General features: G+C 69.3%; 8 protein-coding genes. 4 read left to right on the top strand and 4 right to left on the bottom strand.

The genetic code is table 11. From position 1 onward, the window contains the following. From nadB to BJQ90_RS15895, 4 genes are all read right to left on the bottom strand, one after another. Window positions 1-1668 (bottom strand): L-aspartate oxidase (gene nadB / locus BJQ90_RS15910; protein WP_226761199.1); only part of this gene is annotated, 1668 nt, incomplete at its 3' end. Further along, on the bottom strand, window positions 1665-2978 hold the full coding sequence (gene nadA / locus BJQ90_RS15905) for a quinolinate synthase NadA (RefSeq protein ID WP_226761198.1): 1314 nt from the start codon (window positions 2976-2978) through the stop codon (window positions 1665-1667). The genes nadB and nadA, both read right to left, overlap by 4 nt. Next, on the bottom strand, window positions 2975-3628 hold the full coding sequence (locus tag BJQ90_RS15900) for an NUDIX hydrolase (protein ID WP_226761203.1): 654 nt from the start codon (window positions 3626-3628) through the stop codon (window positions 2975-2977). Before BJQ90_RS15900 ends, nadA begins: the two co-directional genes overlap by 4 nt. 230 nt (window positions 3629-3858) lie before the next feature. After that, window positions 3859-4332: an Lrp/AsnC family transcriptional regulator gene (locus BJQ90_RS15895; RefSeq protein ID WP_226761197.1), complete on the bottom strand. Its 474-nt coding sequence runs from the start codon at window positions 4330-4332 to the stop codon at window positions 3859-3861. A 175-nt stretch (window positions 4333-4507) separates the two neighbouring features. Between BJQ90_RS15895 and BJQ90_RS15890 the strand changes: the two genes are divergently transcribed. The 4 genes from BJQ90_RS15890 to BJQ90_RS15875 all read left to right on the top strand — a co-directional run. Then, window positions 4508-5920, top strand: a complete 1413-nt coding sequence (locus BJQ90_RS15890) for an amino acid permease (protein WP_226761196.1) — start codon at window positions 4508-4510, stop codon at window positions 5918-5920. Between the two features lie 171 nt (window positions 5921-6091). Further along, on the top strand, window positions 6092-7126 hold the full coding sequence (locus BJQ90_RS15885; RefSeq protein ID WP_226761195.1) for a thiamine pyrophosphate-dependent enzyme: 1035 nt from the start codon (window positions 6092-6094) through the stop codon (window positions 7124-7126). Next, window positions 7119-8174: an alpha-ketoacid dehydrogenase subunit beta gene (locus tag BJQ90_RS15880; protein ID WP_226761194.1), complete on the top strand. Its 1056-nt coding sequence runs from the start codon at window positions 7119-7121 to the stop codon at window positions 8172-8174. Before BJQ90_RS15885 ends, BJQ90_RS15880 begins: the two co-directional genes overlap by 8 nt. Further along, on the top strand, window positions 8167-8334 hold a 168-nt coding region (locus tag BJQ90_RS15875), incomplete at its 3' end, for a biotin/lipoyl-containing protein (protein ID WP_319004649.1). The genes BJQ90_RS15880 and BJQ90_RS15875, both read left to right, overlap by 8 nt.

Below are 8334 nucleotides of genomic sequence, written 5' to 3'. Positions count from 1 at the left end.
GTACGGGCCGGCCTGCTGGGCCGGGCGGGCGGGGGCAGCGAGCACGGCCGGACGGGCAGGGGTGTCCACATCGGCCCGGTAGTGGGCTCCCACGGAGCCGGTGCGCTGGCGCGCTGCCGCCACGAGCAGCCGGGCGGCGAGCAGCAGGTTCCGGTCCTCGTGGGCGGACTGGTCCAGGCCGGCACGGTCCCCACCGGCCGAGGCCCATTCCGCAAGCCGGACGGCGGCGGCGGCGAGGCCCGCTCCGGTGCGCATCACCCCGGCCGCGCCGGTCATGAGGCGCCGCAGCGCGTCCCGGCTGAACGGAACACTGCCCTGCCCCGTCTCCGCGGCGGGGAGTTCTTCGCGGGCACCGGCGGGTGACGGGGCCGGACCGGGTCCGGTGCCCGCCGCGCCCAGGAATGCCTCCACCACCCGGCGTCCGAAGACAAGTCCCTCCAGAAGGGAGTTGCTCGCCAGCCGGTTGGCGCCCTGCGCTCCCGTGCACGCGGCTTCGCCGGCTGCGTACAGCCCCGGCACGGTGGTGCGCCCCCAAAGATCCGTGGACACGCCACCCATCCAGTAGTGGGCCGCCGGGGACACCGGAAGCGTTTGAGCGGTCCAGTCGTAGCCGGCGGCGCGGGTGGCCGCGGTGATGGTGGGGAAACGCCGGGCCAGGAAACCGGGACCGCGGGAGGCCTCGATCCCCCGGGCGTCCAGGAAGACGGGGCTGTCCGGCGGCGCGCCGGTCGCGGCGAGGTGCAGGGCAATGCTGCGGGAGACGACGTCGCGCGGGGCCAGCTCGGCGGCGGGATGGTAGTCAGGCATAAAGCGGTAGCCGGCGGCGTCGAGCAGGACGGCGCCTTCCCCACGGACGGCTTCGGAGATCAGCAGCGCCGGCGGACCGCCGGGAACCTCGTCCGCAGCCAGCGTGGTGGGGTGGAACTGGAAGAACTCCAGGTCGCGGACGGCGGCCCCCGCCCGCCAGGCCAGGGCCAGTCCATCGGCCGTGGCGACGGAGGGGTTACTGGTCCGGGCGAAGAGCCGGCCGGCACCTCCGGTGGCCAGGAGCACCGCGTCGGCGTCCAACTGCCGGGGCTGCCCGTTGGACAGGTAGGCGACGCCGGAGACCCGGGCGGCGTCCGCAGTCGAACCCGGTTCCTGGTGACCGGTGAGCAGTTCGGTCACGAACGTGTTGGTCTCGACCCGCAGCCGGCCCTGGAGCGCACGGTCCAGGACGGCGGCGACGAGCGCGCGGGCAATACAGGCACCCGTCGCGTCTCCGCCGGCGTGCAGGATACGCGCGGCGGAATGCGCGGCTTCAAGGCCAAGCGCCGGGGCACCGCCGGGTCCGGCGTCGAAGTGCACACCGAACCGTTGCAGGCCCGCGATGTCCCCTGCCGCTTCGGCGCACAGAACCCGCACGGCCCCGGGGTCGTTGAGCCCCGCGCCGGCGGCGAGGGTGTCGGCGATGTGCGCCGCGACGGAATCGCCGGGCGCCGCCTCCCCCGGCGTGAGCACGGCCGAGACGCCGCCCTGGGCGTAGAAGGTGTTGCTCTGCTCCAGGGTTCCCTTGCTCAGGAGCACCACCTCACAGGCCGGCCCGCCGTCGGACACCGCGTCGGACGCCAGCAGCGCGGCGTAGAGTCCCGCAATGCCGCTACCGACCACCACCAGCCGCCTGGTCACGGCCGCGCCGCCAGCATCCGCTCGAGCGCAACCTTCGCGGGGGCCGCGACGTCGTCCTCCACCGTGATGCGGTTGACCACCTCGCCCCTCACAAGCGCTTCCAGGACCCAGGCGAGGTAGCCGGGGTGGATGCGGTACATCGTGGAGCAGGGGCAGATCACCGGGTCCAGGCAGAAGATCGTGTGCTGCGGGTTCTCCGCGGCCAGCCGGTTGACGAGGTTGATCTCGGTGCCGACGGCGAAGACGGCGGGTTCGGTCGCGGCGGCGATGGCCTTGCGGATGAAGTCGGTGGATCCGGCGGAATCGGCGGCGTCCACCACTTCCATGGGGCATTCCGGGTGCACAATCACCTGCACGCCCGGGAATTCGGCGCGGGCCTTTTCGATCTGGCCCACATTGAAGCGCTTGTGGACGGAGCAGAAGCCGTGCCACAGGATCACGCGGGAGTCCTGCAGGGTCTGTTCGTCGTTGCCGCCGAGGTCCTTGCGCGGGTTCCACATCGGCATCTGCTCCAGCGGCACACCCATGGCTTTCGCGGTGTTGCGGCCCAGGTGCTGGTCCGGGAAGAACAGCACACGCTGGCCGCGCTCGAAGGCCCACTCCAGCACCGTGGCGGCGTTCGAGGAGGTGCAGACTATGCCGCCGTGCTCACCGCAGAAGCCCTTGAGGGCGGCGGAGGAGTTCATGTAGGTGACCGGAATGACCGGGACCCGGCCGTCGGCGTCGGGCTCGGTGCCGAACAGTTCCTCCAGCTCTTCCCAGCACTCGGTCACGGAGTCGATGTCCGCCATGTCCGCCATCGAGCAGCCGGCGGCCAGGTTGGGCAGGATCACGGCCTGGTCCGGCCGGGACAGGATGTCCGCGGTTTCGGCCATGAAGTGCACACCGCAGAAGATGATGGCCTCGGCGTCGGGCCGGGTGAGGGCGGCATTGGCCAGCTGGAAGGAGTCGCCCACGAAGTCGGCGTATTCCACTACCTCGTCGCGCTGGTAGAAGTGGCCCAGGATGACGGCCCGGTCCCCGAGTGCCGCCTTGGCGGCCCGGATCCGGGCATCCAGTTCGGCGTCGCCGGCAAGTTTGTATTCCTCCGGAAGCTGGCCCTGCCGGGGGGTCGACGCCGGGGCGAGGTCCGCGGCGGAGGCACCGGGGCCGTAGGCGGGCACACCGGCGAGCGCCTCGGCGAGGTCGTAATCCCAGGGACCGCGGGCGAGCGCCGGGCTGCAGGTGGAGGCGGCTGTTGCAATGCCCTTGGCGCTGCTGGCGGCCTGGTCGCGCGTAATCAGCTGGATCGCCGTGTTGACGCTGCTCATGGTGTGCTCCTGTTGTCTGGGTCAAGGCCTGGGCGGCCGGTAAAACGGTAGAGGCGGGGCGGACGGTGTTTGCCGCCCTGCAGGTACTGGTCGGTTTCTTCGATTTCCGGCGTGGCTTTGACCTGCCGGCGGAAGTTGGCCGGGTCCAGTTCGCGGTCCAGAACGGCCTCGTAGACCTCCCGGACCTGCGCGAGGGTGAAGTATTCGCCCAGCAGGTGGTACGCGATGGATCCGTAGGCCATCTTGTTGCGGAGCCGCCAGAGCGCGTACTCGATGATCGCGTTGTGGTCGAAGGCCAGTTCGCCGAGCCGGTCCGCGCGGAACCACCGCACGTTTTCGGATTCGGCCGCGAGCGCGGCCTCGGTGGGCTGAACCAGCGCCCAGTACACAATGGAGACCACGCGCTGGGTGGGCGAACGGTGCAGCCCGCCGAACGCGTAGAGCTGTTCGAGGTAGCTCGGCGCCAGGCCGGTGGTCTCCTGCAGGTTCCGCGAAGCGGCGTCCGGCAGGGACTCGGAATGGGTCAGCGGGCCGCCGGGCAGTGCCCACAAGCCCTTGAAGGGTTCGCGGATCCGGCCCACCAGCGGGATCCAGAGGGTGGGGCGTCCGGAGCGCTCGCTGGGGCGCAGGGCGAAGATCACCGTGGAGATGGCCAGTGACGGGGGCGCGAGTTGGCGTTCCGCGACGTTGGCTGCTGTTGTGTAAACGGTGGTTCACCCCGCATTCCCAGGCCCCGGACCGCTCCCCTGGGATGGCCCGGACGTTCCGGCCCGACCGCCGGATTAGTTATAGTCAAAATGACTAGAACTAATTCTACGACGCGACCGGCCGGGCGCAAAATGTTTCAGCTCACATTCGGGTGCGGCCGCGCCAACCCGGCTCAACCTTTCGCGGCGGCGGCTTCCAGCAGCGGGAGCGTGCGGCCCTGGAAGTGCGTGTTGAGCACAATCACCGACGAGGAACGAAGCACCGTCCGGGTCGCGATCATGGCATCGAGCACACGCTGCAGGTCCGGGTTGGAGCGGGCCGCAATGCGGGCCATCAGGTCCGAACCGCCGGAGACGGTGTGGATTTCGATCAGTTCCGGGATCGCCGCGAGGGCCTCGACGACGGCGTCGTGCCCGAGGTCCTGATTGATCGTCAGGGAGCAGAAGGCCACGACGGGAAACCCGAAGTGGGCCGGATCCGGCTGCGGCACCCACGAACCGATAACCCCGCTGTCCTGCATCCGGTCCAGCCGTGACTGCACGGTGGCGCGGGCAACCTTGAGCACGCGGGAGGCTTCCAGCACCGAGGCGCGGGGCGAGTCGGTGAAGAATCGGACAATCTTCGCGTCCAGAGGGTCAATGTCCATCAAATGCTCCTCTTGCAGCCGGGTTTGTATCGCAAACCGTAGGGAAAGCTGCGCTTCCTGCCAACAAACTGTCACCATGTTCTCACGGCCGGCGCACGCCAGCCCCGCCCGGTAGCGGTAAATTCAAGAGGTCCCACAAGGACCAATGATCCAAACCACACGAAGGTTCGCCAGCATGACAATGAAGTCCACCGCAGAGCGCCCCGGCCTGAAACTCGGCCACAGCATGAAGCCCCGCCAACTCACCATGATGGGACTGGGCAGTGCCATCGGCGCCGGCCTGTTCCTGGGCTCGGGGGCCGGCGTCAAGGCCGCCGGACCCGCCGTCCTGATTTCGTACCTGGTCGCGGGAACCCTGATCATCCTCGTGATGTGGGCCCTCGGCGAAATGGCCGCAGCCAATCCCAACAGCGGCGCGTTCTCCGTCTACGCCGCCAAGGCCATGGGCCGGACCGCGGGCGCCACCGTGGGCTGGCTCTGGTGGCTGCAGCTGGTGGTGGTCATTGCGGCCGAGGCCCTCGGCGCGGCCGCCCTGCTCTTCACGGTGTGGCCGGTGATCCCGGTCTGGGCCCTGTCCCTGATCTTCATGGTGCTGTTCACCGCGATCAACCTCGCCGGTGTGAAGAACTTCGGCGAGTTTGAGTTCTGGTTCGCCATCCTCAAGGTGGCCGCCATCCTGCTGTTCCTGGGCATCGGGACCGCACTGCTGCTGGGCTGGCTGCCGGACGTCGGGTCCCCGGGCTTGTCCAACATCACCGCCGACTTCGCCCCGGCGGGCCTGGGCGGCATCGCCACGGCGCTCTTCGTGGTGATCTTCGCTTTCGGCGGCACCGAGATTGTCAGTGTGGCCGCAGCCGAAACCGAGAACCCCCAGCACAGCGTAGCCCTGGCGATCCGCACCGTCGTGTGGCGGATCCTGGTCTTCTACATCGGCTCGGTGTTCGTCATTGCCGCCGTCCTGCCGTACACCTCGGACGCCCTGGCGTCGCCTTTCGCCGGAGTCCTGGACGTGGCCCGCATCCCCGGCGCCGGCGCCGCCATCACGCTGGTGGCCGTCGTCGCGCTCCTTTCGGCCCTGAACGCGAACCTCTACGGCGCATCCCGGATGGTCTACTCGCTCTCCGAACGCGGCGAGGCCCCCCGCTTCCTGTCGAAGGTCAACAAGGCGCGGGTGCCGATGCTCGCCGTCGGCGTCTCCGTGGCCTTCGGGTTCCTGGCCGCCGTGCTGGAGCTGCTCTTTCCCGAGCAGATCCTTCCGGCGCTGTTCCAGCTGGTCGGCTCGACCTGCCTGATGGTCTGGGGCTCAGCGCTCGTGTCCCAGCTGATCCTCCGCCGCCGCGCCGACCGCGAGGGCACCGCCCTCCCGCTGCGGATGAAGGGCTTCCCGGGACTTACGATCTTCGGCCTGGTGCTCCTGGCCCTGATCTTCGCCGTCGGCTTCAGCAGCCCGGACAGCAGCAGGCAGCTCGTCAGCACCATCGTCCTGGTCGCCGGCATTGCCGCGGCATGCTGGATCGGCGCCCGGCTGACCCGCAACCGCGCCGCGGAACCGGCAGGGCAGGCCGGGCCCGCCGACGCCGGACGCTAGCCGGACGCTAGCCGGGCGCTAGCCGGACGCTAGCCGGGCGCTGCCCTACAAGCTGACCAAACTGCACAAATTGTGAAGCCTAATGCCCGCCCGGCTGGCACTTTTGTGCAGTCTGGTCAGTCATTTATCGGCTGATTGCACACCGCCCAGCGGGTGACTAGGGTCACAGCCATGGATACACTTCCCGCGGGTTCCGGCGGCGCCGCCGAACCGCTGACACCAGCCCAGCTCCGCGAGCTCTATTCGCTGATGGTGGCGGTCCGCCACCTCGATACCTCGGCCATCGCCTGGCAGCGCCAGGGCATCATCCCGGGCTATGCCCCGGAAATCGGCCAGGAGGCAGCCCAGGTGGGCAGCGGCTACGCCGTGGACACCACCCGGGACTTCGTCTTCCCGACCTACCGCGAGATGGGTGTGGCCCGCACCATGGGCGTTGACATGGTGGCGTACATGTCCACCCACAAGGCCACCTGGCACGGCGGCCTCTACGACCCCCTGGAATCCCGGCTCGCCCCGATCCAGGCCGTCGTGGCCGGCTCCGTGCTGCACGCCGTCGGCTGGGCCCACGGCCAGACCCTGGACGGAAAGGACGGCGTCGCGATGACCTACTTCGGCGACGGCGCCTCCTCCCAGGGGGATGTCCACGAGGCGCTGAACTTCGCCGCCGTCATGAAAGCCCCCGTGGTGTTCTTCGTCCAGAACAACGGCTGGGCCATCTCGGTTCCCACCGAACGCCAGGTGGCCGGCGGCTCCGTCGCCGCCCGCGCCGCCGGCTATGGCATGCCGGCACTGCAGATCGACGGCGACGACGTCGTCGCCGTCGTCGAGGCCACCCGGCGCGCCTTTGCGCACGCCCGCTCCGGCAACGGCCCCGTGCTCATCGAAGCCATGACCTACCGCCGCGGCCCGCACTCGACCTCCGACGATCCCGGGCGCTACCGCTCTCTCGACGAGGAGCGCGACGGCGCCGGGCCGGACCCGCTGCACCGTTTCCGGCAGCGGCTGCTCGCAGACGGCGCCGCCGACGAGGCCTTCTTCGCCGAGGCCCTCGCCGCGGCCAAGGCAGAGGAGGAACAGATCCGCACCGGCATCCAGGCCCTCGGCTCCCGCCCCGGCACCGAAATGTTTGACCTGGTCTTCCAGGAAACCACCCCTGCCCTGCAGGCCCAGGCCGCCAACTGGCGCGAGGAGTCCGAACATGTCTAACTCGATTCTCGAAAGCGGCGCCGCTGCAAGCACGAGCGCAGGCACGCCCGCTTCCAGCACCGTGATGTCCATGCAGCAGGCCCTGAACCGGGCGCTCGACGAGGTCCTTGCGGAGAACCCGAAGACCCTGATTTTCGGCGAGGACTGCGGCCGGCTCGGCGGGGTCTTCCGGATTACCGACGGCCTGCAGGCCAAGCACGGCGAACAGCGCGTCTTTGACACGCCGCTCGCGGAATCCGGGATCCTGGGCATGTCCGTAGGCCTGGCGATGGCCGGGTTCCACCCCATCCCCGAGGTACAGTTCGACGGCTTCGCCTACCCGGCCATCAACCAGATCGTCTGCCAGATCGCCCGGATGAACTACCGCAGCCGCGGCACCATGCCGATGCCCATCACGCTGCGGGTTCCCAGCTTCGGCGGCATCCGCGCCCCCGAACACCACGGCGAAAGCCTCGAGGCCCTCTTCGCCCATGTGCCGGGCCTGAAGGTGGTTTCGCCGTCGAACCCGCACGAGGCCTACCACCTGCTCAAGTACGCGGCGACGCGGCCGGACCCGGTGATCTTCATGGAACCGAAGTCACGCTACTGGCAGAAGGGCGAGGTGGATGTCGCCAGCCATGACGCGGCCGGGGGCTCCCCCACCGGCGCAAAAGTCATGCGCGAGGGCCGGCACCTCACCCTCGTCGCGTGGGGCGCCATGGTGGCCCGCTGCCTCCAGGTGGCCGAACTGGCCGCCGAGGACGGGATCGACATCGAGGTCCTGGACCTGCGCTGGCTCAAGCCCATCGACGCCGGGGCGCTGGCCGCCTCCGTGCGCAAGACGCGGCGCGCCGTCGTCGTCCATGAAGCGCCGCTCACGTCCGGGCTGGGCGCCGAAGTGGCCCAGCTGATCACCCAGGGCTGCTTCGACACACTCAGGGCTCCGGTGGAACGGGTCACCGGCTTCGACGTCCCGTACCCTTCGGGGGACCTGGAGGACGAATACATCCCGAACATTGACCGGATCCTCTTCGGGATCCAGCGAGTATTGGAGTACAAACGTGGCTGAAATTTCCTTCCCGCTTCCCGACCTCGGCGAGGGCCTGATCGAGGCGACCGTGCTGGAATGGCTCGTGGGCCCGGGTGACCAGGTCGAGCGGAACCAGCCCCTCGTCGAGGTTGAAACCACGAAATCAGCCGTTGAATTGCCCAGCCCGCAGGCAGGTAAA

Origin of the sequence: Arthrobacter sp. SO3 (assembly GCF_020532825.1) — a bacterium.
In the GTDB taxonomy this organism is placed as follows: domain Bacteria; phylum Actinomycetota; class Actinomycetes; order Actinomycetales; family Micrococcaceae; genus Arthrobacter.
Note: the sequence above shows the minus strand (reverse complement) of the source record. Positions and strands in the feature narration are given on the sequence as shown.

Bases quoted from the DNA above. Each gene is read 5' to 3' on its own strand.
- nadA (WP_226761198.1), bottom strand. From the start codon at position 2,978: ATGAGCAGCGTCAACACGGCGATCCAGCTGATTACGCGCGACCAGGCC.
- BJQ90_RS15895 (WP_226761197.1), bottom strand. From the start codon at position 4,332: ATGGACATTGACCCTCTGGACGCGAAGATTGTCCGATTCTTCACCGAC.
- BJQ90_RS15890 (WP_226761196.1), top strand. From the start codon at position 4,508: ATGACAATGAAGTCCACCGCAGAGCGCCCCGGCCTGAAACTCGGCCAC.
- BJQ90_RS15885 (WP_226761195.1), top strand. From the start codon at position 6,092: ATGGATACACTTCCCGCGGGTTCCGGCGGCGCCGCCGAACCGCTGACA.
- BJQ90_RS15880 (WP_226761194.1), top strand. From the start codon at position 7,119: ATGTCTAACTCGATTCTCGAAAGCGGCGCCGCTGCAAGCACGAGCGCA.